General features: G+C 73.7%; 3 protein-coding genes. 2 read left to right on the top strand and 1 reads right to left on the bottom strand.

Features of this window, described 5'->3' with window-relative positions:
- The coding region (locus ACWGDE_RS38810; protein ID WP_453393797.1) for a delta-60 repeat domain-containing protein at positions 1-525 on the bottom strand (525 nt) is incomplete at its 3' end.
- 213 nt (positions 526-738) lie between these two features.
- Between ACWGDE_RS38810 and ACWGDE_RS38805 the strand changes: the two genes are divergently transcribed.
- Both ACWGDE_RS38805 and ACWGDE_RS38800 read left to right on the top strand, forming a co-directional pair.
- On the top strand, positions 739-1,239 hold the full coding sequence (locus ACWGDE_RS38805) for a hypothetical protein (RefSeq protein ID WP_453393796.1): 501 nt from the start codon (positions 739-741) through the stop codon (positions 1,237-1,239).
- A gap of 58 nt (positions 1,240-1,297) precedes the next feature.
- Positions 1,298-1,636 (top strand): GNAT family N-acetyltransferase (locus tag ACWGDE_RS38800; RefSeq protein ID WP_453393795.1); only part of this gene is annotated, 339 nt, incomplete at its 3' end.

Raw genomic sequence — 1,636 nt, 5'->3', positions numbered from 1 at the left:
GCCCACGGCGAGGATCTTGCCGTTGGCCTCCACCGCCACGTCCGCGCCGTCCGCCGACCCGCCGAACTCTTCGACCCGTCGCAGTCCGCCTTCGCCGAAGGTCGTGTCCAGACTGCCGTCCGTGTTGTAGCGGGCCACGGAGAAGAAGCAGCAGCCGCCGCCCTCCTCCCCGAGCACCTCGGTGGTGCCCGCCACGACGATCTTTCCGTCCGAGGGCTGGATCGCCACCGCGTTGGCCGAGTGGGAACCGCCCCCGAAGTCGCTGGTCGCCATGCCGTCACCGCTGAAGGTGGTGTCGAGGCTCCCGTCGGTGTTGTAGCGGGCGAGTGCGAAGCCCTCCTGGCTCAGACCCACCACGACCAGCTTGCCGTCGGCCTGCCGCGCGATGTCGTGGCCTTCCGCGTACGCCGTCAAGGGGGTGGTCACGCGGCCGCCGGCCCCGAAGCCGGGGTCCAGATCGCCGGGCGCGGCCAGCGCGGTCCCGGGCAGCGCCAGTACGAGCGCCATGGCGATCGCGGTCGGCACCCCGGCCCTCCCGCCCGGTCCGCGGCGCCGTTCGGCCGGTCTCAGATGTGCGTGGGTCATGGGGGTACGGACCTCCGTCTTCGCGGCGTCACTGCGTACAAGGAGCAGCGCACAGCCTCGTCCCGCGACCCCCCTCTGCCCAGCGAGCCGTGCCGCACTGCGCCCACTGGCCCCCCGGGAACCACCCCGGCGGGGGAGCGCTACCGTCGACCGGTGGACGTACGTGCGATACGGGAATTCGGCGAGATCGTCGCGCAGTTCGGCGCGCTGGAGGACGGAAGGGGCCGGCCGGTGCGATTCACCGTCCGGCGCAGGGTCCCGGACGGAACGTGGCTCGTGGAGATCACGCCCCACCTGGCCGGCGTGGCGAGAGCGGAGGACGTACGGGCCTTCGCGCGGGGCATCGTCGGCGTCCTGGCGGCCGGGAGGGGTGAATCCGGCTCCCTGCCCCTGTACGACGACGGCGACACCCGGGTGGATGCGGTCGTCGGCTTCGACGAGGAGCAGCCGTACCTCATCGTCGACGCGCACTCCGCCCGGGACGGGTGGCCTGCAGGCGCCGATCCGAGCGGTGCGGAACGGTACGCGGACGGGGCGGGCGCGACGTACGTCGAGGCGGTGGGACCCTCCCGGGTCGACGCGCGGACCCTGTCGGACGCCGCGCGGGCGCTGCTGGCCGCGTCGGCCCCCTCCCTGCCGAGCGATCGCCCGTGAGGACCGGGCTGCGCGAGCGCGACCCGCGCGGGGAGCGGGCGGTGCATATGATCGCCGGGTGAACGACCCCGTCATACTCGAGGCCGCCGCGACGGCGGGCGCTCCCGCGCTCGTGCTCCGTCCGTGGTGCGTGGAAGACGTCGCCGCTTTGGTCGAGGCGTACCGGGATCCCGATCTGCGCCGGTGGGCCGGCTCGCCGATGGAGGGGGAGGGCGACGGGCTGCGGTGGGTGCGGGCTCAGGAGCAAGGGTGGGCCACGGGCGACCGGTTCGGGTTCGCCGTCCTCGAAGCGGTCCCGGACGAGGTGCCTCCGCGGCTGGTGGGCAACGTGGTGCTCAAGGGAGTCGCGTCCGGCAAGTCCGCCGCCGAAGTGGGTTATTGGACGGCGGCACGCGCC

The sequence above is a fragment of the Streptomyces sp. NPDC054956 genome, assembly GCF_053609185.1.
Note: the sequence above shows the minus strand (reverse complement) of the source record. Positions and strands in the feature narration are given on the sequence as shown.